The sequence below is a fragment of the Paenibacillus lautus NBRC 15380 genome, from assembly GCF_004000945.1.
Lineage (GTDB): Bacteria > Bacillota > Bacilli > Paenibacillales > Paenibacillaceae > Paenibacillus_AQ > Paenibacillus_AQ lautus.
Genome location: NZ_BIMF01000001.1, coordinates 473,702 through 496,536, shown reverse-complemented (window position 1 = coordinate 496,536; position 22,835 = coordinate 473,702). Strand labels below are relative to the sequence as shown.

Here is a 22,835-nt window from a genome sequence, read left to right as displayed (position 1 = left end):
GAGCGGTCATTTTGCGTTTAATGGCCAAATCGAATTCAAAGATGTTTATACAAGTTCATCCTATATGGTGGATTAATCAGTTTGTGATATGATTTAAAAGAGAAACGGTATTCAACGACAATAAGTTGGAGGTTGTAGTAATGACAAAGGATAAACAATTAACCAAACTTATTAGGCTGACTGGCGAGAGAGCAAGACTTGAGGCCAAAGCAAACGGAACTTATGTTGTATATAAAGATGATTATGGCAAACTGATAAGGGAATATTCTAATGGGGAGAAGGAATATGTCTCGGGAAAAGACAGTTGAACCAACGATCAACGGGATTTCTCCATGGAAACGACGCTCTCGGGTGGATACGCCATTAGGCTTATGAAGGAAGCAAAAGCAAATGGCTTCCAGGTTACCATGTTTTATGTAGGCCTTGGTGATCCAGATCTAAATGTCGAACGAGTAGCCGGCAGAGTTCGCAATGGGGGACACAACATCCCTGCAAAAGATATCATGCATCGGCATCATTCTTCTATGCAAAATCTTCTCCAATACCTAGGCCTGGTTGATCATCTACTTGTGATAGATAATAGCGCACTAAGTGGAGAAATTGTGCTGGAAGCAGAATTCGGGATAATTAAGCATAGGGACGTTAACTTGCCAGATTGGGTTTTACCCATCGTTAATCAACTGAAAGCGTTGGAAGATTAATTCTAAGTAATTGTACTAAGCAGTACTTTACGCTCAGCCGCTCCTATTCAAGTGGAGCGGTCATTTTGCGTTAATCCATAAATCGGCGTTTTCGCAAGACTGCTTTCCGTACCTAGGCAGAAGCTTCGCGTGAACCCGTCAGCAGCCAGCCCAATGCAATGCCGTATAGCAGATGACCGGCCAGCCAGACCAAGGAAACCCAAGACAAGCCTCGCTCGCGGGACCAATTCTTCTGCTTCAGAAAGATGGCCAGAGCGATGCTCAGCAGGACGGAGATGACGAGGTGCAGCGCAAACTCGATCAGTTCGGGAAGCTTCAGCTCCTTCAGGACAGGTACGTAATCAACGTTCAGCAGCAGCGTATAAACCTTTACCGAGGTGATGTGCTCGATCATTTTAAGGAACAGCCCGAGGAGAATGCCCGAGGCGATGCCTGCCCAGACCGGCCCGTTCAGCTTACATTTACTCCACGTGAGGGATATCTCCCCTTTTATTGTTCATTTTATAATACCTGTCGATCTGATGCGAAACGAATTTTCGCATTCCAACAATGGAAGAATGAAACGAATCAACTACGACGGCAGGCGGATAAATGTACATAAAAAATAACCGGACGTTTCCTCCTTATGCAGGAGAAGATGTCCGGTTATTCACATTATGATCTGTTATTTCACACGGCGCTTTGCAGCAGCAAGGAGCCGGGCAGTTCGATCCGGTAACCTTTGACAAGGGTTTCTCCATTGAACGTATCGGTGTCATATGCCCGCTCAAAACCGAGCCGCTCATAAAGCTTCACCGCAGAGGCCATCATGTCGGAGGTATGGAGATTCAGCGTGGTTGCTCCGAGCTGGACCGATCTGCGGGCAGCCTCTTGAATCAGCAGCGTGGCGATGCCGCGTCCCCGGGAACCCGGAGATACGGCAAGTAGACGGATAATGGGCGAGTGGATCCCCATCTCCGGTTTTCCGTAAGCGGCCTCCGAGGAGAGGAACAGCTGGACGCTGCCAACGATTTCCCCGCCGAGTTCGGCGACGATCCGGGCATGCGGCGCATGGCTGTATGCGGAATTCCTGATGGAATCCCGATATTCTTCCCACCGTTCCGCAGATAGATCGAAGGCATACTGCTGATAGGATTCCAGCATCACAGCCGCAACAGCCTCGCATTCCCACTCATGTGCATCCCGTATGATCACTTCTTGGATTGAATTCATCGCTATCACTCCTTTTTTCGGTCATTTAAACTTCAGAGGATACGGCCATATCCTGATAAGGTGAGATTAGTATAGCAGTTTATTCCAATTAAACACATTGGAAAACAAAAATATTAATGCCGTCATTAAAAAAATCTATAAGCATATTTGGATTGACAATAATTTGCCAACTGCCTAAGATAAGGATAATTTATAAGGAAACTACGGTCTTAAAACCATCTATATTCATTGGAATAGTGTGTATAATGATGATCCCGGAGGTGTTAGCTTGAACATCGAAAACATCGAGGCTTTTGTCTACATCAACCACTACGGCAGCTTCAACAAGGCGGCAGACGTTCTGTTTCTATCCCAGCCGACGGTGACTGCACGCATCCAGTCGCTGGAGAGGGAGCTCGACTGCAGGTTGTTCGACCGATTGGGCAAACAGATTCATCTGACCGACAAAGGCAAACAATTCCTTCCCTATGCCCAGCAGATCCTCCAAACCTTCCAAAAAGGGAAACACCATCTTCAATCCAAAGCGTCCATGCCCAATGAGCTCAGAATCGGAAGCACGGTTTCGGTATCCAATTACTTAATGCCCTATCTACTTATGGTGCTCAACCGCCGGTTTCCCGAGATGAACTTCAAGCTGACGACCGGCCCGACGGAAGAGCTGGCCGGCAAGCTCTCGTCCAAGGACATCGATCTGGCCTTCGTCCGCAAGCTAATGAATCCGGCGTTTCAATCCTATCCGTTCTTTGAAGATCCCATCCGCCTGTACGTATATAAGGATCATCCGCTCGCGGCTGCCGGGAGAGCCTCCATTCGGGATATCCGGCGCGAGACGCTGGTCTTCTTCGAGTGCGGCTCGCTGGACTGGCTGCGGATTCACCGGGTATTCGAAAGTCTGGAACAGCCGCCGAATATCGTATTTCAGGTCGATAATTCCGAGACGGCGAAGAAGCTTGTGCTGGGGCGTGCGGGCATCTGCTTTCTTCCGGGTTTATGCGCTCAGCAGGAAGTAGCCGAGGGAAGCCTGATTCCGGTGGATATTGCCGAAACGGCGGGCATCTCCCTACAGACCCATCTCATCTCCTTGAACGGGCAGAACAATGAGTTTCTGGACTCCTTGCTGGAGCTCGGCCGTGAATTGTCCTATTGATGAATTGCATGGATGAATAGAAAAACTCTATTAGACGCGTTCCCCAAATCGCGGTAAAGTTAGTGACAACATAATTCTTACTAAATCTATAGGAATTATCAAATTATGGATCAGGACAAGATTGAAGGGGGATGAGGTCGTGAAGAAATCAATCGTGGCAGCCGTTGTCATCGCGTTGGCAGGGGTGATCGCCGGATGCGGAACAGGCACGAAGAGCGGAGAGGCGCAAAAAGATAGCACGGCGAACGCGGCAGAAGGAAAAGTAACGAAGATTGTTGTCGGCACGGGCACGGCCTTTCCTAGAATCTGCTTTATTGACGAGAACGGAAAGCTGACCGGCTTTGACGTTGAACTGGTACGGGAGATTGATCAACGTTTGCCGGAGTATGAGTTCGAGCTGCAGACCCAGGAGTTTTCCAATCTGCTGCTGAGCCTGGAAACGAAGAAAATTGATTTTGTGGCCCACCAGATGGAGAAGAATCCGGAGCGAACCGAAAAGTACCTGTTCAATAAAGAGCCTTACGCCTACTGGCGGAATAAGATCATCGTCGCCAAGGAGAACGACTCCATTCAATCGCTGAATGATTTGAAGGGCAAAAAGGTACTGACCGGAGCAACCAGTGCGGCTGCTCAGATTCTGGAGAACTACAACAAGGAGAATAACGATGCGATCAACATTGTCTATCAGAACGGCGCGGCAAATGATACCGTGAGCCAGATTACGACAGGGCGGGTGGATGCAACCGTCGGGGCGGACTTTACGCTGCCGCTGATCGATCCGCAAGGAAAGCTGAAAACAACGGGCGACCACCTGTCGGAGGCCGACATCCTGTTCGTATTTCGCAAGGATGACCCGGACAGCGAGAAGCTGTCGGATGCGGTTGACGATGCGATCAAGGAGCTGAAATCGGATGGAACGCTGACCAAGCTGAGCAAGGAATGGCTGGGCAACGACTTCACGTCGTCGAATCCATGATGAGATAAACCTAGTAGAAGGGAGACGGGGTCCATGGGTGCACCGTTCGATTTCTCGTATGTATTTAGCTTTCTGCCCAAGCTCTTGTCGACGTTAGGCGTCACGATGCTGATCGTGGCAGGCTCTCTGCTGGTGGGGATCGTCGTCGGATTTATGGTTGCCCTTCCCCGCCTGTACCGGATTCCGGTGCTGAACGCGTTCTCCAAGGTGTACATTTCGTTCTTCAGGGGAACGCCGATCCTGATCCAGCTCTTCTTGTTCTATTACGGTCTGCCGGAGATGCTGAAGCTGGTTCATATCGACATGTCCCGGGCACCTGTCATGGTATTCGTGATCCTGACTTACGGGCTTCATACCGGAGCCTTCATGTCGGAGATGATCCGGGCTTCGGTAACGGCGGTGGACAGAGGGCAGGTTGAGGCGGCGTATGCCATGGGGATGAAGGGACATCAAGCCTTCCTTCGGATCGTCCTCCCTCAAGCGCTCGCGATCGCGGTTCCGGTATTTTCGAATATGGTGATTGCCCTGCTGAAGGATACTTCCTTGGCGTTTACCCTCGGGCTCATGGAGATGACGGGAAAAGCGCAAACCCTGGGCAATATCACCCAGCATTTTATCGAAGCTTATCTGGCGCTGGCTTTCATCTATCTAGTCATCAGCTTTACGCTGGAGAAACTGCTGCTGGGCGCGGAGCGGCGCCTGATGCGTCATGAGGCTCCGGAGTCGGCGGCACGTGAAAGATTCCGTATGCCAAAGAAATTGTCCTACCGCCGCATCATCGCCGGAATAAGACCTGAAAAAGGAGGCGCGGAGCTGTGAAAATCGATCCATCCTTCATATGGACGGCATTTGTAAACTTGCTGTCCGCGATTCCGACAACGCTGTTGATCACCACGGTATCGGTAACGGCCGGATTTCTGATCGGGCTGGTCGCAGCGTTTGCCCGGATCTATAAAGTGCCGCTGCTCAGCCAGATTGCCACTGCCTACGTGACCTTTATCCGGGGCACTCCCATGCTGACGCATCTGTTGCTGATCTATTTCGGCCTGCCGGTGCTGGTGGATGCGCTGTCCGCCAAGATGGGCTGGGGCATTAAGTCATCCTCCATCCCGATGATCTGGTTTGCGTTCATATCATTCTCGATTACGGCAGGCGCTTATATGTCCGAAGTGATCCGTTCCGGCCTGCTCGCGGTCAACCAGGGGCAGCTGGAGGCAGCCTATTCGATCGGCATGACGACGTGGCAGGCGCTGCGAAGGATCGTATTCCCCCAAGCCTTGGCGGTCAGCCTGCCCAACCTCTCCAATTCGGTGATCGGCATGCTTCATGGCTCGACCTTGGCATTTACCGTGTCGGTTGTGGACATTAACGCGCAGGCGCAGATCGTGGCATCGACCAACTGGAAGTTCTTCGAATCGTACTTGGCGGCGGCAGCTATCTTCTGGGGGCTTACGCTTCTCATCGAAAGACTGACTGCGATCATCGAGAAACGAATCAATCTGTACAATCGGGGGGGCGTCGCATGATTCAACTAACCGATATTTCAAAGTCCTACGGCAAGAACACGGTGCTTAAATCGATTGATCTGACGGTAAACAAAGGGGAAGTGGTGGTCATCCTGGGGCCGAGCGGTTCCGGCAAAACCACGCTGCTGCGCTGCGTGAATTATCTCGAGAAGCCGAATGGCGGCGAGATTGCTATCGGCGATTACCGTGTCCAGTGCAAGGGCGCCACCAAGAAGGAGATTCATGAACTACGCCAGAGATCGGCCATGGTGTTTCAGCAGTACAATCTGTTCAAACATAAGACGGCGATCGAGAACGTAATGGAAGGCTTGGTCGTCGTCAAAAAAATGCCGAAGGCCGAGGCAAGGCAGAAGAGCATCGCCTTGCTCGAAAAGGTGGGTCTGGCCGATAAGCTGGATGCCTACCCGAGTCAGCTCTCGGGTGGACAGCAGCAACGGGTGGGCATTGCCAGGGCGCTCGCCCTGGAGCCGGAGGTGATCCTGTTCGATGAGCCGACGTCGGCGCTCGACCCGGAGCTTGTGGGCGAGGTGCTTGCGGTCATTCGCAAAATCGCGAAGGAAGGGATCACCATGATCGTGGTAACGCATGAGATGGGCTTCGCGAGGGATGTGGCGAACCACGTCGTGTTCATGGACGAAGGCGTGATCGTGGAGCAGGGTCCCCCGTCCGAGCTGTTCCACAATCCGCGGGAAGAACGAACCAAGCAGTTCCTGAAGCGGATCACGCCTGAGCTTAACTATAGCATTTAGGAGGCCAACCATATGGGGATTACGATAAGCGTGCTTGACCAAAGTCCAATATATCCCGGGGAAACGGCAGCGGAGGCGTTCGCGCACACCGTGCTGCTTGCCCAAAAGTCGGAGGAGCTCGGCTTCCGGCGCTTCTGGGTATCCGAGCATCACGATTCGGACCATGTGGCGGGGTCTTCGCCGGAGGTGCTCATCTCTTACCTGTTAGCTAAAACCCAAACCATTCGCGTGGGGTCCGGCGGCGTCATGCTCCAGCATTACAGTCCCTACAAGGTAGCGGAGAATTTCAACGTGCTGGCCGCGCTCGCGCCGGGACGCGTGGATCTGGGCATCGGGCGCGCGCCTGGCGGGTTGCCGCGCAGCACGCAGGCGCTGCAGCGGGGCGTGCAGGAGGACGCGTCATTAACGGATAAGATCGTCGAGCTTCGCCAATTTGTGCACAATACGCTGGAGGAAGACCACCCGCTAGCCGGACTGCGTGCCGCTCCGCTGCCGGAGACCGCCCCCGAGCTGTACGTGCTGGGGGCAAGCGCGGGCAGTGCGGAAATAGCGGCCGGACTCGGCCTGCCCTATGTATTCTCCCTCTTCATCAACGGGGAGGAATCCGCGGCGTTGGAGGCGATTCGTGTTTACCGAAGCACGTTTGACTACTCCCATGGCAGGGAACCGGAGATTCTTGTCGCCCTGTCCGTGATCGTGGCCGATTCGGAGGAGGAAGCGGCGGAGCTGGCAGGATCGCTGAAGCTGGTGAAGATTCATCTGGCCAGCGGCCGGACGCTGACGCTGGGGACGAGGGAACAGGCCGAAGAATTCGGTCGCCAGGCAGGCGAGCCGTACACGATCGTGGAACAGGAGTCGTTTATCACCAAAGGGACGAAGGAGACCGTGCGTGAGCAGCTGCTCCGACTTCAGCAGGCTTCGGGCGTTGACGAGATTATCGTCACCAGCAATATCCAGCCCTTTGCCAAGCGAATCCGCTCATTCGAGCTGCTGAACGAGGCGTTGGCCGAAGTACCTGCCGAGGCGTAGTTGAGCCGGCCATAGATCCGTGACTATTTAGGAGGTTTTACGAATGCCAAGCCATGTTTTATCCGCTAATATAGACATCCATCGATTTATTGAGATTCGGCGCCATCTGCACCGGTACCCGGAGCTGTCGAACGAGGAGTTCGAGACGACGCAGCTGATCCGAGGCTGGCTTGAGGAAGCCGGGATACGGGTCACGGAGTATCCGCTTGCCACAGGCGTAATCGCCGAAGTCGGCGGAATTCAAGAGGGGCCGATCATAGCGCTGCGAGCGGACATCGACGCCCTGCCGATCCAGGAAGAGACGGGACTCCCGTACGCCTCGACGATTCCCGGCAAAATGCATGCCTGCGGGCACGATTTTCATACGGCTGCCCTGATCGGGACGGCGTATGCCCTGAAGCAGCGGGAACAGGAGCTGAGAGGAACCGTGCGGCTGATCTTTCAACCGGCTGAGGAGAAAGCCAAGGGCGCGAGGCAAGTCATCGACAGCGGGGCGCTCGAAGGCGTGCAGGCGATCTTCGGCATGCATAACAAGCCGGACCTGCCTGTCGGCACCATCGGCATTAAGGAGGGACCGCTGATGGCCGCCGCCGACGGCTTCGTGGTTGAAGTGGCGGGCAAGGGGTCCCATGCGGCCGTGCCGGAAGCGGGCCTTGATCCGATCGTGATCGCATCGCATATCATTACGGCGCTCCAGTCGATCGTAAGCCGGAATGTGAGCTCCCTGAAGAGCGCCGTCATCAGCGTCACGAAGCTGCATAGCGGAACCGCGTGGAACGTGATTCCGGATAAAGCGCTGCTGGAAGGGACCATACGCACCTTCGATGACGACGTCAGGCAACAGGTGCTTGAACGATTCAACCAGGTGGTTCAAGGCGTGGCGGCAGCTTTCGGAACGACGGCTGCCGTGCGCTGGATCGAGGGACCGCCGCCGGTCCATAATGACCGCAGGCTGGCGGAGCTCGGTTATGTCGCCGCTGCCGAAGCGGGATATGAGGCGGTGATACCGGTTCCTTCGCCGGCCGGGGAGGATTTTGCGGTGTACCAGCGCGAGGTTCCCGGGTTGTTTGTTTTCATGGGGACGGCGGGCACGCAGGAGTGGCACCATCCGGCTTTTGATCTGGATGAGCGGGCGATTCCGGTCAGCATCGATTTCTTCACGAGGCTGGCGGAGCGGGCGCTCGGGCATTACCTCGCCGGCGGGGAGACTTCGCTATCGCCATCGCCATAAGGAGTTCCTTTTGTTGCTGTCATTCAAAAGGAAGCACGGGTTCATGTTTCAAGCATTACCGTTATGAGGCCCGGAACATGAACCGTAGCGCGATGTGAAGGGCAGCTTCTTGTTGTTTCTATCGGCAGGTCATTATCGAGTTTGTATTGGAGGAGATCGAATGAGCGAATTCCCTATCGAAGCCTTTGTTAATACCCATGATCAGCTCCTGGTCGCCGTCGCCGGCCTTAGCGAGGATCAGCTTCAATGGAAGCAGGCACCACACATCTGGAGCGTACAGGAGGTGCTCTCCCATCTGGTGGATCACAGCATCGTGATCTCGTTCCGGATTCGGGACATTCTGGCCGGGACGACGGTCCAACTGCCCGCGTTCAACCAAGATGCCTGGGTCAACGGCCAATATTCGAACGAAGGCAGAGCCGGAGATATTTTGGAAGCATTCCGGGCGCTGCTGCACTACAACAGCTTGCTGCTTCGTCGTTTGAGCGCGGCCGATGCGGCCAAAACCGGCATCAATGTCAAAGGGGAGACCGTCAGCGTCTCGGATATCGTCAACGGTTTTACCCGTCACGTACAGAATCATCTGGGGCAGATCGAACGCATTAAACTGGCTGCCGCTCCCGTGTGAGACGATGGCGCTAAGATCGATAAGGAGGAATGGAACATGGCAAAGCAAAGACAATTGAAATTGGGGGCGCTCCTGCACGGTGTGGGCGGAGGAACTTCCATGTGGCGGCATCCGGATGCGCAGCCCGACGCAAGCGTTAATTTTGATCTGTATAAGCACTGGGTTCAGAAAGCCGAAGAGGGCAAGTTCGACCTGATCTTCATCGCGGACGGCTTGTATATCAACGAAAAATCGATACCGCATTTTCTGAACCGCTTTGAGCCGGTCACCATTCTGAGCGCCCTGGCCTCCGTCAGCAAAAACATCGGTCTTGTCGGTACGTTGTCGACCTCATACAGCGAGCCGTTCACCGTGGCCCGTCAGTTCGCGTCGCTCGACAAGATCAGCGACGGACGGGCAGGCTGGAACATTGTCACCTCTCCACTGGAGGGCTCTGCCCTGAATTACGGCAAGAAGGAGCATCCGGAGCACGATAAGCGATACCGGATCGCAACGGAGTATTTGGAGGTTGCCCGGGGACTATGGGATTCATGGGAGGACGATGCCTTCGTGCGGAATAAGGAGACGGGCGTCTTTTTCGATCCCGAGAAAATGCACACCCTTAATCACGAAGGCGAGTTTTTCTCCGTGAAGGGGCCGCTGAATATCGCCCGTTCCAAGCAGGGACAGCCGGTCATCTTTCAAGCGGGCTCGTCCGAGGTCGGCAAGAACTATGCCTCCAAGGAAGCAGATGCCGTATTCACCGGTCATGAATCCGTGGAGGATGCGGCAGCCTTTTATCAGGACGTGAAGGCACGGGCGGCCGGATTCGGCCGGAATCCGGATGAAGTGCTGATCTTCCCCGGCATCAGCCCGATTATCGGCAGCACGGCCGAAGAGGCCGAGCGCAAATATGAGGAGGTAGCCAGTCTGGTGACCATCGAGAATGCCCTGGATTATCTCGGCCGCTTCTTCGAGCATCATGATTTCTCCCAGTATCCGCTGGATGAACCGTTCCCTGAGCTGGGTGACCTGGGCAAGAACAGTTTCCGGAGCGGTACCGACAAAATCAAAAGGGACGCCAAGGAAAAGGGGCTCACGCTCCGGCAAGTGGCGCTGCAGTCGGCCACGCCGCGCGGTGGGTTTATCGGCACGCCGGAGCAGGTGGCAGACAAGATCCAGGCTTGGTTCGAAGCAGGCGCAGCCGATGGCTTCATGATTACCGCGGCGGTGCCGAACGGGCTGGAGGATTTTGTGGACCACGTCGTGCCGATTCTGCAGAAGAGAGGCCTCTACAGAACCGAGTATGAGAGCGACACGCTGCGCGGCAATTTGGGATTGCCCGTGCCCGAGAACCGGTACAGCAAAGGTAAGGCAGTTGCTGCCCGTTCCTAAAGGGGAGCGGGGTATGGCGGCAGCTTTGGAAATGGATGAGATGATGGGTTTTGCGGGGGAGCTTCGAGAAGAGCTCTCCCGAATCAGGCGGGATCTCCATCAACATCCTGAGCTAATGTACGATGTTTCCCGCACCTCGAAGCTTGTGGCTGATCTTATGGAGTCGTGGGGGATTGAGGTCAGGCGGAATGTGGGCAGACATTTCGGGATGGGGGTCGTCGGCACGCTTCATGGAACGGCCGGCAGCGGCCCGACCCTTCTGCTGCGAGCCGACATGGATGCCCTGCCGATCCGGGAGGAGAATGATGTGCCTTACCGATCGCAGCATGAAGGGGTGATGCATGCTTGCGGGCATGATGCCCACACCGCGATGCTGCTGGGCGCGGCGCAAACCTTGGCACAGTATCGCCATCGCGTCCGCGGCACGATCCGCTTTGTCTTTCAGCCTGCCGAGGAGGGGGCGCTTCCAAGTCCGCTGGACGGACGGCTGCTGTCGGGCGGGCGCGATATGATTGAAGATGGCGTACTGGAGCATGCTGATCAATGTTATGCCCTCCATGTGATGCCGGAGCTGCCCGTCGGTTCGTTTGGCGTCCATACCCGTTATGCCATGGCGGCGTCAAGCCATTTTAGAGTGCATTTCCATGGAACCTCGGGGCATCACAGTTCCCCTCATCTGGCTACTGATGCCCTCCAAATGGCAGCCCGGTACGTAACGGAGGTCAACGGCTTGATGGCCAACCGGGTGGATCCCTCTGAACCAGCCGTGCTGGCATTCGGTACACTTCAGGCAGGCACCGCCATCAATGTCATCGCTGCGCACAGCGAGCTTGCGGGAACCTTCCGGGCGTTTCGGAAGGACACCGTGGCGGCGATTACGGAGGGCTTAGGGCGTCTGGCCGCCTCCATTGCGGACCAAGCAGGCGGCAGCTATAAGCTGGAACTTCGTGAAGGGATGGCCGTGGTCAACGACGGAGCCGCGCTGCGTCGTATGACGCAAGCCGCAGGGCAGGTGCTGGGCGAGGAGCAAGTACATGTGCTCCATCCACCCAGCCTGGCAGGCGAGGATTTCGGTTGGTACCTGGATCAGGTCCCGGGCGCTTTTGGATTCATCGGCTGCAGGAACCCGGATCGGGGGATCGTTCATGCGATTCACCAGCCCCGATTCGATGTGGATGAAGCTGTCCTGGTGCATGGGACGCGAATATGGGTGCGCCTAGCCCTACATGACGTTTACGAATAAGGAGGAAAATCATGACGAAAATCGCTTTTATAGCAGGAAGCCCGACAAAAGGGTCCCGTTTGTTCGGATTGACGCAATATGTAGAGGATCGCCTGGTCATTGCCGGCTACGAGATCGAATTCATCTCGGCAGCGGATCTACCGGCTGAGGATCTGCTGCGGGCCGATTTCAACAGTCCGGCCATCAAGCAGGCCATAGCGGCGGTTGAAGGAGCCGCTGCCGTGATCATTGCCAGCCCGGTGTATAAAGCCTCTTATTCAGGGGCGTTGAAAACGATTTTGGATCTTCTTCCTCAAAATGGTCTGCAAAGCAAAGTCGTGCTCCCGCTGTTCATCGGCGGCACCATCGCGCATTTGCTCGCGGTGGATTATGCGCTGAAGCCGGTAATATCTGCACTCGGAGGAACCAATATTCTCAGCGGGGTGTTTGCCGTAGATCAGTGGATCACCCGCCTCGAACTGGGCGGTTACGACATCACGGAGCAGCTGAGAGAACGCCTGGATGACGCGCTGAACGAGCTGCAGTCAGAGCTGGCCCGATATTCGGCTGCGCCGGCAGAGCTGCAGGGGCAGGTTGTCTGACGCTTGGGCCCTAAGAACGTGATCTTGAGACGCAGCAGCCACGATCCGAATCCGTGGATCGTGGTTTTGCGCTGCCATGATTACCGAGGGTTAAGGGCTCTAATAGAGAATCAAGAAGCGAAGATAGAACTTCTCTATATGGTCTTGTAGAACAGAATGCAGGGTGATAGAGTAATCAACAACTTAATTCCGACTATACTCATTGGAAAAATGTAAGACGTGGCTGTGGAGTTTCAGTCGCGAAATTAACGGTAAAGGTGGAGTGGAACATGGGTAGAGATAGAAAGCTTCGATTGGGGGCTTCCATTCATGGCGTGGGCAGCAGCCACACCGCATGGAGGCATCCGAGGATACCCTCGGACGCCAGCGTCAGCATTCCTTATTACACGGGGCAGGCGCAGAAAGCCGAGGAAGGCAAGTTTGATTTCGTATTTGTGGCCGACGGTCTGTATATCAACGAAAAATCGATCCCGCATTTTCTGAACCGTTTCGAGCCAATTACAATCTTGTCCGCTCTCGCTGCGGTCACTTCGAAGATCGGGCTTGTCGGAACGCTGTCGACTTCTTATAGCGAGCCCTTCACGGTCGCCCGGCAGTTCGCCTCCATCGATCATATCAGCGGGGGGAGGGCCGGGTGGAACGTGGTGACGTCCCCGCTGGAAGGAACCGCCCTGAATTTCGGACGCCGCGAGCACCCTTCGCACCCTGAGCGTTACCGGATCGCTGAGGAATACCTGGAAGTGGCGAAGGGGCTGTGGGATTCCTGGGAGGACGATGCCTTTATCCGCGACAAGGAGAGCGGCGTATTCTTCGATCCCGCCAAGCTACATCGGCTGAATCATCAAGGCGAGCATTTCTCCGTGCAGGGACCGCTGAACATAGCGAGATCCAGGCAAGGGCACCCAGTCGTGTTCCAAGCCGGATCCTCCGACAGCGGACGGACGCTGGCAGCCAAAACGGCGGATGCCGTCTTTACCGGTCCCGAATCGATCGAGGAGGCGAAGTCCTTCTACAAGGACGTGAAGCGGCGCGCCGCGGAATACGGCCGCTCCCCGGACGATATACTGATCCTTCCGGGGATTGGGCCGATTGTCGGCGCAACCGAGGAAGAGGCTGAACGGAAATACCGCGAGATCGCCGAGCTGGTTACGCCCGAGAAGGCACTGGAATACCTGGGACGTTACTTTGAACACCATGATTTCTCCCAGTATCCGCTTGACGAGCCTTTCCCGGAACTGGGCGACTTCGGCTCGAACAGCTTCCGCAGCACCACGGACCGCATCAAGCAGCGGGCGAAGGAACAGAACCTGACGCTGCGCCAGGTGGCGCTCCAGGAAGCTACGCCAAGAACGGCGTTCATCGGCACGCCGGAGAAGGTGGCGGATCTCCTGCAGCAGTGGTTCGAAGAGGAAGCGTCCGACGGGTTCATCGTCGGCGCAAGCGTACCGGCAGGCTTGGATGACTTTGTAGACCTGGTCGTGCCGATTCTGCGGGAACGCGGGTTGTTCCGCTCCGAATACGAAGCGGACACGCTGCGGGGGAATCTCGGCATTCCCGTACCCGTCAATCGCTATACCCGGAAAAGGGAGAAGGCGGAGGTCCTGAAATAAAGACGGGTTGGACTTTTACGATGAACCACAGAAGATGAACCATAGAATGTAATGCCAGTGAAAGCGACAAAAAAGCATCCCAGCACCTTATACGGCATTCCATTATTAAATCGGATTCGAAGGGAGTCAGTCTGGATATGAGAAACCATGCTCGAAAACGAGGAAAACCGGTTGCCGCTGCTGCTTTGGTCTTGATGCTGTTGCTGTCCGCATGCGGAGGGCAGCAGGCCTCCTCAGGGAGCACGACGGCAGCAGGAGCGCTTGCCGCACAAGGCGTACCCGCTCAGGGAGGAGAACTCAGCTTTGCCCTTGCGACATCGCCTGACACGCTGGATCCGCACCGCAGCGGGCTGGCGGTATCCGTTCGAGTCATCCGTACGATTCACGACAGTCTGGTGGTTCAGCTGCCTGACCATACGATCAAGCCATGGCTGGCGACGGAGTGGGAAGTCTCGGGGGACGGCCTCAGCTATACGTTCAAGCTTCGGGAGGACGTGAAGTTCCACGACGGTACCCCGTTTAATGCGGAAGCGGTGAAATATAATTTCCACCGGATTTTGGATCCCGCCACGAAAGCGTCCAATGCGGCAGCATTGCTGCAGCCGTATCAGTCTTCGGAAGTCCTGGATGAGTATACGGTCAAGCTAAATCTGGCCACGCCGTCCCGAGCTTTTCTCGGCAATTTGAGCCAGGCATTGCTGGGCATTGTGTCTCCGGCTGCCGCAGAGAAATACGGCGATCAGCTGGGACAGCATCCAGTCGGCACCGGGCCGTTCAAGTTTGTGAAATGGGAGGAGAACGCAGGGATTCAGGTAGAACGCAATCCCGACTACAAGTGGGCACCGGAGCTGGTGACCAATCAGGGAGCGCCTTATTTGGACGGCATCGATTTCCGAATCGTGCCGGAGGAGGCCACGCGGATCGGAAGTGTTCAGAGCAAGCAGGTGCTTGCCGCCGAGACGGTGCCGCCCCAGCATATTTTGACGCTGGAGAAGGACCCGAACTTCCAGCTGCTCCAGACGAACACCGTCGGGTTGCCTTACACGCTCTTTTTCAATAAGGATCGCGAACCGTGGAATGAATTGAAAGCCCGGCAGGCCGTACAGCTCGCGGTGGATGTGGATACGATCGTCAAGACGCTGTATTTAGGCACCTATGAGCGTGCCTGGTCTCCGCTAACGCCGGGAACATTCGGTTATGACACATCGCTTGAGCAGTCGATCAAGCCGGATATCCCGAAGGCCAATCAGCTGCTGGATGAGCTGGGATGGGTGAGGGGCGAAGACGGAATTCGGGCCAAGGACGGCAAGAAGCTTACGCTTCGTTATGTGGACGGCACCCCGAACCGGGAGAAGCGCAACGATATTGCGATGATGATTCAGCAGCAGCTGAAGCAGATCGGCATCGCCGTCGAGGTCGAGATCACAAAGGATATCCGTACGGTGGTGTATACCAACGGCGATTATGATTTGTATGGCAACAGCCAGGTGAACTCGGACCCTAACGCACTCTATTCGTTCTATCACTCCTATGATCCGAATGGCCAGGCGAGCCTCTCCAGGCTGAACGATCCGGATGTGGATCAATGGCTTGAACAGGGGCGGGTGGAGAAGGACGATGCGAAACGTGCGGAGCTGTATCAGCAGGTCCAGCAATATATCATCGACCATGCCATCATCCTCCCGATTTATGTGTTTCCATACACGGTGGCAGCATCGAACTCGGTTCAAGGCGTGCTGTTCGATTCGCTGGGCTACCCGTTATTCCATGATGTGTCTCTGCAAAAATAGAAGAAAGGGGGCCTGAAGAAGTATGGCTAGAACGTTGACCTGGCGAGTGTTGACCTCTTTGCTTGTCATCGTCGGTTCGCTTGTCCTGGTATTCTCCATTCTCTATGTCCTTCCGGGGGACCCGACGGATAACATGGTGGATCCCTCCATGGCCACGCCGGAAGTGATCGCGAATCTTCGGCACGAGCTTGGGGTCGACCAACCCTTTCATATTCAGTTCCTTCGTTATTTCGGCGGCATTCTTCAAGGCGATTTCGGCACGTCGCTCGTCAATTCCGATCCGGTGCTGCCGAAGATCGTGGAGAGTTTCCCGGCAACGCTCGCGCTGACGGCGGCAAGCTCGCTGGTCTCGGTCATCGTTGGCATTCTGCTTGGGGTATTGTCGGCGATTTACCAGAACAAGGCGATTGACATCATCGCCCGGATCGTCGGTTTATTCGGCATATCGATGCCCACCTTCTGGTCGGGCATCCTGCTGATCCTGATCTTCTCCATCACGCTGGGCTGGTTCCCGGCCATGGGCTCGGATGGCTGGAAGACGCTCGTGCTGCCGGCACTGGCGCTGGGAACGGTGGGAGCAGGCTTCATCGTGCGCATGGTCCGCAACAGTATGCTCGATGTGATCAGCGAGCAGTTCATCGTGACCTTGCGCTCCAAAGGCCTTGCGGAGCGGGCGGTGATGTACCGGCATGCACTGCGCAATGCGCTGATTCCGGCCGTGACCATGATCGGGATGCTTGTCGGCGAGATGCTGGCGGGCACGGTGGTCATCGAGACGGTTTTTTCCCGGCAGGGGATCGGCAGAATTATTGCCGATGCCATCATGGCCAAGGATCTGCCGGTCGTTCAAGGCGTGATTCTTTTTTCCGCCATCATCTACGTCATCGTGAACCTGATCGTGGATATTTCCTATGCATGGATTGATCCGCGCGTCAGACGTTCGGCTTAAAGAAGAGGAGGGAGTTCATATGAGAGAGGCGGTCTCCGCCAAAACGGTTTGGCGTGAACGAAGGTTGACATCCCCGACTGTGCGCCGTATCGGTCGGTTCTCGGCGAATGACTGGTTTCTGTACGCCGCAGGCTTGGTCGTGCTGTTTATCGTGGCATGCGCCATCGTGCCGCAGTGGATCGCGCCTTATGCCCCGACGGATATGCTGACGGACCGTATCATGCAGGCACCGAGCGCGGCACATCTATTTGGTACCGACTATTTTGGCCGGGATATTTTCAGCGTGGTCGTTCATGGCAGCCGGGATTCGCTCTTTATCGGCTTTGCCTCCGTCCTCGTGGGAGGGTTGGTCGGCGGCACGGTCGGAGCATTGTCCGGGTATGCAGGAGGCTGGGTGGATACCGTTCTGATGCGGTTGAACGACATTCTGATGACCATTCCGGGCATCCTGCTCGCACTGGCGATTGCCGGGGCTCTCGGACCGAGCCTGTTCAATGTCGTGCTGGCGGTGGCGGTCTCCGCCATACCGGGTTATGCGCGGGTGATGAGGGCCCAGATTATGAGCATCAAGAACCGGACGTTCGTGAAAGCGGCTGGGTCCATCGGCGCTTCGCCGCTGCGTATTTTTTGGAACCATGTGCTGCCGAACAGCCTGTCCCCCCTGCTGGTTATGGCAACCATCGGCATCGGAACCTCCATTCTGACGGGGTCGGGGCTGAGCTTTCTCGGCCTTGGCGTGCTCCGCGAAGTGCCGGATTGGGGGACGCTGCTCTCTCAAGGCAGAGGGTACCTGACCGTCGCATGGTGGATGTGCACCTTTCCCGGTCTTGCCATTACGGCATTCGTGCTGTCCGTCAATATCATCGGCGACCGGCTGAGAGATCATCTCGATCCAAAGAAAATCACGCAGCGATAGGAGGACATGGATGAGTACTTTACTGGATATTCAGCAGCTGTCCGTTGATTTTAGAACCCAGCGGGGAACGATTCATGCGATCCGGGACGTGACGCTTTCGATAGGGGCAGGGGAAACGGTATGTCTGGTGGGCGAATCCGGGAGCGGCAAGACGGTGACGTCCAAAGCCATCATGCGCCTGATCGATCATGAGCATGGCCGGATCACGGGCGGAAGCCTGAGGCTTGGCGGGACGGATCTTGCCGGCTTGACGGAGGCCGAGCTGAGACGCTATCGCGGGAAAAAAATGGCGATGGTCTTTCAGGAGCCCATGGCTGCCTTCGATCCAGTGTTTACCATTGGGCAGCAGATTGAGGAAACCATTCTGCAGCATGAGCGGGTATCGAAGCGGGAGGCGAGGGATCGTGCAGCCAGGCTGCTTGGACGGGTAGGCATTCCCGAACCGCAGCTGCGGCTGAAGCAGTATCCGGGGGAACTGTCCGGCGGTATGCTGCAAAGGGCGATGATCGCCATGGCCTTGTCCTGCGGGCCGGATCTTCTGATCGCGGACGAACCGACAACCGCGCTGGATGTTACGATACAAGCGCAGATTCTGCGCCTGCTGAAGGATCTGCAGCAGGAATTCGGCATGTCTATCCTGTTGATTACGCATGATCTGGGCATCGCGGCCGATATGGCGGACCGGATCGTGGTGATGTATGCGGGGGAGATCGTAGAAGAGGCACCAGCGGCAGAACTGTTTGCCCTTCCCCGCCACCCCTATACTCGGGGGCTGCTTCGCTCCGTAGCCACGCTGGATACGGTTCGGGGATCCAAGCTTCATTCGATTGAAGGATCCATTCCGAATCTGGCTGCGCTGCCGGATGGCTGCCGCTTTCATCCGCGGTGCCCTTTTGCGAGCGAGCGCTGCACGCAGGAGACGCCTTCCTTAGCGGGGGATGAGGGCGGGAGAACGGCCTGCTGGCATTCGGAGGAGCTCGTGCAGAGAAAGGACTGGCTGGCGGCGGAAGCCGTCGAGGCTGTTTTTGAGGATGTTTCTGATGCAGTTTCCGAGGCCGCTTCCAAGGCAATTTCCGAGGCTGTTCGAGAGGAGACGTCGCAAGCACGATGGGCTGATATAAGCCTTGGTATCGATGAGATGACGATTAAGAATAGCATGGAAATTCAGAATCATAAACATGATCCGTTCGTAGAATCTCCGGACGTGTTGTTTGCCGTTGAGAATCTCCGAAAGTATTATCCCGTGCATGGCGAAGGCTTCGGTAGGAAGAAGCAGCTGATCCGGGCCGTGGATGACGTAAGCTTCACGATTGGCAGGAGGGAAACCTTCGGGCTGGTTGGTGAATCCGGGAGCGGGAAATCCACGCTGGGCCGAGTGCTGCTGCAGCTGGAGCGGGCAACGGATGGCAAGGTCCTGTTCGAAGGAGAGGACCTGACGAAGCTGGGAGGCACGGCATTGCGCAGGGCACGGCGCCATATGCAGACGATCTTCCAGGATCCCTACGGGTCGCTTGATCCTCGCTGGAAGATCGGGGACAGTATTGCAGAACCGCTCTTGGTACACCATCATCTGCCCGCATCGGCCGTGCAGGAGCGTGTCCATGAGCTGCTTGGTCTGGTCGGACTTGACCCTTCGTGGGCGGATCGGTATCCCCATGAATTCTCCGGAGGGCAGCGGCAGCGCATCGGCATCGCCAGGGCCATCGCGCTGAACCCGCGGTTTATCCTGGCGGACGAAGCGGTGTCCGCCCTGGACGTTTCGGTTCAGGCGCAGATTATGAATCTGCTGCAGGACTTGCAGCAGAGGCTTGGGCTGACCTATCTGTTCATTGCCCATGGCTTGCAAGTCGTTCGTCATCTATCCGATCGGATCGGCGTGATGTACCTCGGGAAGCTGGTCGAGATCGCGCCGAGCGAATCCTTGTTTCTGAGGCCGGCCCATCCGTATACGCGGGCGCTGATCGATTCGATACCTCAGGGAGCCCCTGGCGGGAGCAAGCCGACAGGCGGCATAGAAGGAGAGATCCCTTCTCCGGCGAACCCGCCCTCCGGCTGTCGATTCCATACCCGCTGCCCGCTCGCAACCTCACGTTGTCGTGAAGAGGAGCCGCAGCTGCTGGTTCTGGAGAGCGGCCATTATGCAGCCTGTCATCATCCGCTGTGAGGACTGTGGCGGCAGTCCTCCCGCAGGGGGTTAAGACATGTCCATAAGAACGGGCCATCTCCGGGCGAAGACTGGCAGCGGACAGGTCGAACTTCCTTTCTGGCCGGTTCTGATCACGTTGTTTCTCGGATCGTTTGTCGGCATGTACCACGTCGTATCACTGAATGTGTCTCTCCCGGGTTTTATCGGCATATTCGATGCCGAGCTGAGCACGGTACAGTGGATCATTACCGGGTTCTCGCTGGCCTGCGGGATAATTACGCCGGTGAGCGGGTATCTTGTGGACCGCTTCGGGGGCAAATCCATGTTTTTGCTGTCCCTTGCAGGGATTACGATAGGTTCGATTCTGTGCGCGCTGTCGTGGAACATCTACGCGCTCATCGGGTTCCGTATGGTTCAAGGCTTGTTCTGCGGGCTGATTCAGCCCATCTCCCTCACGATGATTTACCAGACGCTGTCGCGGGAGAGACAACCGCTTGCGGTCAGCGTATGGTCGTTCTCGACGGTGCTCGGCACCGCCATCGGCCCTTCGCTCAGCGGCTGGTTTCAGCAGCATGATTGGCGTTGGATCTTTCTGGTTACGGTGCCGATCGGAGCGGCTGCATGGATTGCCGGCCTGCTTCTGCTTCCATCCGGGTTTACCGCTGTTCGGAAAAGGCTGGATGTGGCGGGCCTCGTGCTGGCCACGGTGGGAAGTCTGGTCCTGCTGCTGCTCTTTGGCAATATACATGCATGGGGGCTGCAATCCCCTCTGACATGGGGATGCTTGATCATAGGCAGTCTATGTGTGATTATGTTTGTCCGGGTTGAGCTGCGAACACGAGAACCGCTTCTGAATCTAAGATTGTTCCGCAATGCTGTCTTTACGATCAGTTTGGCTGTTTCGCTCATATTAACATTCGCCCTCTATTCCGGTGTTTACTTCATCCCGCTGTTTCTAGAGGAAATCCAGGGCCTGTCTCCTTTCCAGGTCGGGTTGCTGTTCCTTCCGGCTGCGGCGTGCCTCACCATCGCTACCTTCCTGTCAGGGAGGTGGTATGCCTCTTGGGGACCGGCTCTCCTGATCGCGCTGGGCAGCCTGATCCTTTTCGTCACGACCTTCCGATTCAGCAGGCTTCATATGGAAACGACGCTGATCTCCGTCATGATCTGGATGTGTATTCGCAACGTAGGCTCCGGCCTGGCTATTTCCCCGGCAACAAGCGCAGCGATGGCAGCGGTCACGGAGCAGGAATCGGGCCATGCGTCGGCGCTGCTGAACTGGTTGCGGCAGGTGTTCAGCTCGATTTCGCTTGGCATGTTTACGTCCTTATTCTATGCACGCATGAACGTGCATGAGCGCCGATTGGCTGATAGCACTCCAGCGAAACCGGAGAGTGGCTGCATCGGATGTTTTACACGCGGAGCATCGATGATGTGTTCCTGGTGGCAAGCGGGCTGGTTGCAATGGCCATCCCCTTGGCTCTTTTCCTGCGGCGCAGATTGCGAGCAGCGGATGCAGCCGGCAGGCCAGCCATGCAAGAGCCGTCGGCTTAGCGTTTGAAAGAGCGTTGTTTAGAAATTGTATAGTTCGGTCCTATACTCTAGTTCTATAGACTTATACAGCTGGAGTGATAGGATGACGGACGAGTATTTTGACGAAATGCGCAAGTTCGGCCACGAGGATGAGATGAGGTACCGGATGTTGATGCGAGGAGTAAAGAGCCTGCTGGAACAGCGGAAACGTGAAAAGTCCAAGCTGTTGAAAGTGCTCCAGCATCGTCAAAGAAAAAAAGACCTGCAAGTAGGTAAATGGTCATAATGTGCCGCTAGCGGAGCAGTCGTGAGCAATGGCAGACAAATCCTATGTTTTAGACTTATTCCAAATACAGTGACTGCCCTGATGGCTAGGGTGGTCTTCTTTGTGTCGGCATGTTTCCAGAACGCACGTTGTCGATTGTTGTTTCCAAAATGATGAACGGGTAGCTAACCGATTCGTTTAACAGATGATATGCTGCCTTTCCGGCTGCCCGCAGTATTTTGGTTCTCGAAGCCGGTTTAGAAGACAGCTCCATCGGCGAGAAAGCTCCGAATAAAAAAGGCCGGCTCCTACCGCTTTAATGCGAATAGGAGCTGGCCTTATTACAATTTTATGTTACACCGTTGCCAATTCAGGGGAAGGTGTTGGAGTTGTTGGTTGTTTTGGTTCCACTGGTTCCGGCTTGACGGCTGAAGGCCGGCTCATGCCCTTCCCGCGCGGGACGCACATCGGGGTCCCATACAGCGGGTCCGGAATAATCTCGCACGGCAGCTGGAACACAGTCTGCATCAGCTCGGAATCGATAATATCTCCCGGTTTGCCCTCAGCCTTGATGCTCCCGTCGCGAATGGCGACGATATGATCGGCATAACGGCAGGCCAGATTGATATCATGCAGCACCATAACGATGGTCCGTTGTTCTTGAACATTTAATTCATACAGCAGATCCAGTACTTCGATCTGGTGCGTCAAATCCAGATAGGTGGTCGGTTCATCGAGCAGAATGAGCGGCGTCTCTTGTGCCAGCGTCATCGCGATCCAAGCCCGCTGGCGCTGGCCGCCGGATAGCGAGTCAACCGTACGGTCAGCCAGTTCGGTCAAACCTGTGGATGTCAGGGCCGCCGTGACTGCTTCCTCATCCTCGCGTGACCATTGACGCAGCCAGCTCTGGTAAGGATAGCGTCCTTGCTTTACCAGCTGCATCACCGTTAATCCTTCCGGGGCGGTAGGTCCTTGAGGCAAAATAGCGAGCTTACGCGCCACGTCCTTGGTGGACAAGCTTGCGATGTCGGCTCCGTTGAGTACAACCGAGCCACGCTGCGGTTTCAGCAGCCTGGCCATGGAGCGTAGCAAAGTGGACTTGCCGCAGCCGTTGCTGCCGATAAACACGGTGATTTTACCTATTGGCACGGTTAAATCCAGATTTTCGAATATAAAGTCTCCCCCATAGGACAGACCCAATCCCTTTGCTTCCAGCGTATTCATGACGC

The 22,835-nt window shown here is 55.8% G+C and carries 23 protein-coding genes; 20 read left to right on the top strand and 3 right to left on the bottom strand.

Annotated features, from left to right (window positions below):
- The first annotated feature begins 140 nt into the window (after positions 1–140).
- Positions 141–308, top strand: a complete 168-nt coding sequence (locus tag PLA01S_RS31835) for a hypothetical protein (RefSeq protein WP_164817262.1) — start codon at positions 141–143, stop codon at positions 306–308.
- A gap of 63 nt (positions 309–371) precedes the next feature.
- Positions 372–701 carry a hypothetical protein gene (locus tag PLA01S_RS02155; RefSeq protein ID WP_164817260.1) on the top strand — a complete coding sequence of 110 codons (330 nt, stop codon included), beginning with the start codon at positions 372–374 and terminating at the stop codon, positions 699–701.
- A 112-nt stretch (positions 702–813) separates the two neighbouring features.
- Here the strand turns inward: PLA01S_RS02155 and PLA01S_RS02150 are convergent, their stop codons facing one another.
- Together PLA01S_RS02150 and PLA01S_RS02145 are read right to left on the bottom strand one after the other, a co-directional pair.
- Entirely contained in the window at positions 814–1,095 is a 282-nt protein-coding gene (locus PLA01S_RS02150; RefSeq protein ID WP_246059274.1) for a hypothetical protein, read from the bottom strand.
- A 275-nt stretch (positions 1,096–1,370) separates the two neighbouring features.
- Positions 1,371–1,913, bottom strand: coding sequence for a GNAT family N-acetyltransferase (locus PLA01S_RS02145; protein WP_127589843.1), 543 nt, complete (start codon positions 1,911–1,913; stop codon positions 1,371–1,373).
- Positions 1,914–2,181: 268 nt separating this feature from the next.
- On the opposite strand from PLA01S_RS02145, the gene PLA01S_RS02140 reads away from it, so the two are divergent.
- The 18 genes from PLA01S_RS02140 (at position 2,182) to PLA01S_RS02055 (ending at position 21,627) form a co-directional block, all read left to right on the top strand.
- Positions 2,182–3,060 carry a LysR family transcriptional regulator gene (locus tag PLA01S_RS02140; protein ID WP_098742191.1) on the top strand — a complete coding sequence of 293 codons (879 nt, stop codon included), beginning with the start codon at positions 2,182–2,184 and terminating at the stop codon, positions 3,058–3,060.
- 139 nt (positions 3,061–3,199) lie between these two features.
- A complete protein-coding gene (locus PLA01S_RS02135) occupies positions 3,200–4,036 on the top strand; it encodes a transporter substrate-binding domain-containing protein (protein WP_127589842.1) in 837 nt (278 codons plus the stop codon).
- Positions 4,037–4,069: 33 nt separating this feature from the next.
- Positions 4,070–4,855, top strand: a complete 786-nt coding sequence (locus PLA01S_RS02130) for an amino acid ABC transporter permease (protein WP_127589841.1) — start codon at positions 4,070–4,072, stop codon at positions 4,853–4,855.
- Positions 4,852–5,562 (top strand): amino acid ABC transporter permease, encoded by a 711-nt coding sequence (locus PLA01S_RS02125; protein ID WP_127589840.1) that lies wholly within the window; start codon positions 4,852–4,854, stop codon positions 5,560–5,562. Before PLA01S_RS02130 ends, PLA01S_RS02125 begins: the two co-directional genes overlap by 4 nt.
- Positions 5,559–6,311: an amino acid ABC transporter ATP-binding protein gene (locus PLA01S_RS02120; protein ID WP_127589839.1), complete on the top strand. Its 753-nt coding sequence runs from the start codon at positions 5,559–5,561 to the stop codon at positions 6,309–6,311. The genes PLA01S_RS02125 and PLA01S_RS02120 overlap by 4 nt, the downstream gene beginning before the upstream one ends.
- A gap of 12 nt (positions 6,312–6,323) precedes the next feature.
- A complete protein-coding gene (locus PLA01S_RS02115; RefSeq protein WP_127589838.1) occupies positions 6,324–7,340 on the top strand; it encodes an LLM class flavin-dependent oxidoreductase in 1,017 nt (338 codons plus the stop codon).
- 43 nt (positions 7,341–7,383) lie between these two features.
- Positions 7,384–8,571 carry a M20 peptidase aminoacylase family protein gene (locus tag PLA01S_RS02110; RefSeq protein WP_127589837.1) on the top strand — a complete coding sequence of 396 codons (1,188 nt, stop codon included), beginning with the start codon at positions 7,384–7,386 and terminating at the stop codon, positions 8,569–8,571.
- Positions 8,572–8,731: 160 nt separating this feature from the next.
- Entirely contained in the window at positions 8,732–9,199 is a 468-nt protein-coding gene (locus tag PLA01S_RS02105; protein ID WP_127589836.1) for a DinB family protein, read from the top strand.
- A gap of 36 nt (positions 9,200–9,235) precedes the next feature.
- Positions 9,236–10,573 (top strand): LLM class flavin-dependent oxidoreductase, encoded by a 1,338-nt coding sequence (locus PLA01S_RS02100; protein WP_127589835.1) that lies wholly within the window; start codon positions 9,236–9,238, stop codon positions 10,571–10,573.
- 13 nt (positions 10,574–10,586) lie between these two features.
- Positions 10,587–11,816 (top strand): M20 metallopeptidase family protein, encoded by a 1,230-nt coding sequence (locus PLA01S_RS02095; RefSeq protein WP_127589834.1) that lies wholly within the window; start codon positions 10,587–10,589, stop codon positions 11,814–11,816.
- Positions 11,817–11,827: 11 nt separating this feature from the next.
- Positions 11,828–12,397 (top strand): NADPH-dependent FMN reductase, encoded by a 570-nt coding sequence (ssuE, locus tag PLA01S_RS02090; protein ID WP_127589833.1) that lies wholly within the window; start codon positions 11,828–11,830, stop codon positions 12,395–12,397.
- Positions 12,398–12,666: 269 nt separating this feature from the next.
- Positions 12,667–14,007: an LLM class flavin-dependent oxidoreductase gene (locus PLA01S_RS02085; RefSeq protein WP_127589832.1), complete on the top strand. Its 1,341-nt coding sequence runs from the start codon at positions 12,667–12,669 to the stop codon at positions 14,005–14,007.
- A 137-nt stretch (positions 14,008–14,144) separates the two neighbouring features.
- On the top strand, positions 14,145–15,797 hold the full coding sequence (locus PLA01S_RS02080; RefSeq protein WP_127589831.1) for an ABC transporter substrate-binding protein: 1,653 nt from the start codon (positions 14,145–14,147) through the stop codon (positions 15,795–15,797).
- A 22-nt stretch (positions 15,798–15,819) separates the two neighbouring features.
- The gene (locus tag PLA01S_RS02075; RefSeq protein WP_127589830.1) at positions 15,820–16,746 is read left to right on the top strand and encodes an ABC transporter permease; all 927 of its coding nucleotides are present in this window, start codon (positions 15,820–15,822) and stop codon (positions 16,744–16,746) included.
- A 19-nt stretch (positions 16,747–16,765) separates the two neighbouring features.
- Positions 16,766–17,662 (top strand): ABC transporter permease, encoded by an 897-nt coding sequence (locus PLA01S_RS02070; RefSeq protein WP_127589829.1) that lies wholly within the window; start codon positions 16,766–16,768, stop codon positions 17,660–17,662.
- Positions 17,663–17,672: 10 nt separating this feature from the next.
- Positions 17,673–19,826, top strand: coding sequence for an ABC transporter ATP-binding protein (locus tag PLA01S_RS02065; protein WP_127589828.1), 2,154 nt, complete (start codon positions 17,673–17,675; stop codon positions 19,824–19,826).
- A gap of 37 nt (positions 19,827–19,863) precedes the next feature.
- Positions 19,864–21,369, top strand: a complete 1,506-nt coding sequence (locus PLA01S_RS02060; protein ID WP_127589827.1) for a DHA2 family efflux MFS transporter permease subunit — start codon at positions 19,864–19,866, stop codon at positions 21,367–21,369.
- A gap of 75 nt (positions 21,370–21,444) precedes the next feature.
- Positions 21,445–21,627 carry a hypothetical protein gene (locus PLA01S_RS02055; protein ID WP_127589826.1) on the top strand — a complete coding sequence of 61 codons (183 nt, stop codon included), beginning with the start codon at positions 21,445–21,447 and terminating at the stop codon, positions 21,625–21,627.
- A 333-nt stretch (positions 21,628–21,960) separates the two neighbouring features.
- Here PLA01S_RS02055 and PLA01S_RS02050 read toward each other — a convergent pair whose 3' ends face one another.
- Positions 21,961–22,830, bottom strand: a complete 870-nt coding sequence (locus tag PLA01S_RS02050; protein ID WP_127589825.1) for an ABC transporter ATP-binding protein — start codon at positions 22,828–22,830, stop codon at positions 21,961–21,963.
- Between the last annotated feature and the right edge of the window lie 5 nt (positions 22,831–22,835).

What these genes read in the sequence shown, in the direction of transcription:
- ssuE (WP_127589833.1), top strand. Translation starts at nt 11,828, where the DNA reads ATGACGAAAATCGCTTTTATAGCAGGAAGCCCGACAAAAGGGTCCCGT.
- PLA01S_RS02050 (WP_127589825.1), bottom strand. Translation starts at nt 22,830, where the DNA reads ATGAATACGCTGGAAGCAAAGGGATTGGGTCTGTCCTATGGGGGAGAC.
- PLA01S_RS02145 (WP_127589843.1), bottom strand. Translation starts at nt 1,913, where the DNA reads ATGAATTCAATCCAAGAAGTGATCATACGGGATGCACATGAGTGGGAA.
- PLA01S_RS02120 (WP_127589839.1), top strand. Translation starts at nt 5,559, where the DNA reads ATGATTCAACTAACCGATATTTCAAAGTCCTACGGCAAGAACACGGTG.
- PLA01S_RS02105 (WP_127589836.1), top strand. Translation starts at nt 8,732, where the DNA reads ATGAGCGAATTCCCTATCGAAGCCTTTGTTAATACCCATGATCAGCTC.
- PLA01S_RS02085 (WP_127589832.1), top strand. Translation starts at nt 12,667, where the DNA reads ATGGGTAGAGATAGAAAGCTTCGATTGGGGGCTTCCATTCATGGCGTG.
- PLA01S_RS02095 (WP_127589834.1), top strand. Translation starts at nt 10,587, where the DNA reads ATGGCGGCAGCTTTGGAAATGGATGAGATGATGGGTTTTGCGGGGGAG.
- PLA01S_RS02100 (WP_127589835.1), top strand. Translation starts at nt 9,236, where the DNA reads ATGGCAAAGCAAAGACAATTGAAATTGGGGGCGCTCCTGCACGGTGTG.
- PLA01S_RS02115 (WP_127589838.1), top strand. Translation starts at nt 6,324, where the DNA reads ATGGGGATTACGATAAGCGTGCTTGACCAAAGTCCAATATATCCCGGG.
- PLA01S_RS02130 (WP_127589841.1), top strand. Translation starts at nt 4,070, where the DNA reads ATGGGTGCACCGTTCGATTTCTCGTATGTATTTAGCTTTCTGCCCAAG.
- PLA01S_RS02080 (WP_127589831.1), top strand. Translation starts at nt 14,145, where the DNA reads ATGAGAAACCATGCTCGAAAACGAGGAAAACCGGTTGCCGCTGCTGCT.
- PLA01S_RS02065 (WP_127589828.1), top strand. Translation starts at nt 17,673, where the DNA reads ATGAGTACTTTACTGGATATTCAGCAGCTGTCCGTTGATTTTAGAACC.
- PLA01S_RS02150 (WP_246059274.1), bottom strand. Translation starts at nt 1,095, where the DNA reads ATGATCGAGCACATCACCTCGGTAAAGGTTTATACGCTGCTGCTGAAC.
- PLA01S_RS02060 (WP_127589827.1), top strand. Translation starts at nt 19,864, where the DNA reads ATGTCCATAAGAACGGGCCATCTCCGGGCGAAGACTGGCAGCGGACAG.
- PLA01S_RS02070 (WP_127589829.1), top strand. Translation starts at nt 16,766, where the DNA reads ATGAGAGAGGCGGTCTCCGCCAAAACGGTTTGGCGTGAACGAAGGTTG.
- PLA01S_RS02155 (WP_164817260.1), top strand. Translation starts at nt 372, where the DNA reads ATGAAGGAAGCAAAAGCAAATGGCTTCCAGGTTACCATGTTTTATGTA.
- PLA01S_RS02055 (WP_127589826.1), top strand. Translation starts at nt 21,445, where the DNA reads ATGACGGACGAGTATTTTGACGAAATGCGCAAGTTCGGCCACGAGGAT.
- PLA01S_RS31835 (WP_164817262.1), top strand. Translation starts at nt 141, where the DNA reads ATGACAAAGGATAAACAATTAACCAAACTTATTAGGCTGACTGGCGAG.
- PLA01S_RS02110 (WP_127589837.1), top strand. Translation starts at nt 7,384, where the DNA reads ATGCCAAGCCATGTTTTATCCGCTAATATAGACATCCATCGATTTATT.
- PLA01S_RS02075 (WP_127589830.1), top strand. Translation starts at nt 15,820, where the DNA reads ATGGCTAGAACGTTGACCTGGCGAGTGTTGACCTCTTTGCTTGTCATC.